General features: G+C 59.6%; 1 protein-coding gene. It reads right to left on the bottom strand.

Going from position 1 to position 534, the window contains the following annotated elements; translation table 11 throughout:
• Positions 1–44: 44 nt before the first annotated feature.
• Positions 45–534 (bottom strand): hypothetical protein (locus tag DVK07_RS23505; protein ID WP_233565574.1); only part of this gene is annotated, 490 nt, incomplete at its 5' end.

Here is a 534-nt window from a genome sequence, read left to right on the forward strand (position 1 = left end):
GAGGTCACAAACGTGGACAAGCATCGACGCCAGCGTGGAGCCGATCACGCCATCGTGGTCGCCCCAGGCTTCGCCCCGAAAGTGATCGATAATGCCGAGACGACCGAGCTGACAACAATCGCCGTCGACGACCTCGTCGAGCTTCTCGATCGCCGGGAGGAGTATGCCGTCCCACCCGAAGAAATACTGGCGCTCTTGACACGCTCAGGGCCTTCCAAGACGACAGACTCGACCTCCTCGATGAGTACATCCAAGACCGCATCGATGCTGGAGAGACCTTGCTTGCGGTCATTCGAGCTCTCGAGCGTGCCGACGGAGCCGTGGAGACAGCGGAGGACGTCCGGTGGATCGTCGTGGGCATGGAGGACTCGAACGATATCCCAACCACCGAAGAGGTTCGATCCGCCCTCCAACTGCTCGCGCATCCAAGCGTAGGGGCCGTTGAGCAGGACAAAGAAGGATATCGGGTGACGACTGACTACGATAATGGGATCCAATTGGTCCAATCTCTCGGAGATGTCGTCCAACCACCGG

It is taken from the genome of Halorubrum sp. Atlit-26R, assembly GCF_003666015.1.
Lineage (GTDB): Archaea > Halobacteriota > Halobacteria > Halobacteriales > Haloferacaceae > Halorubrum.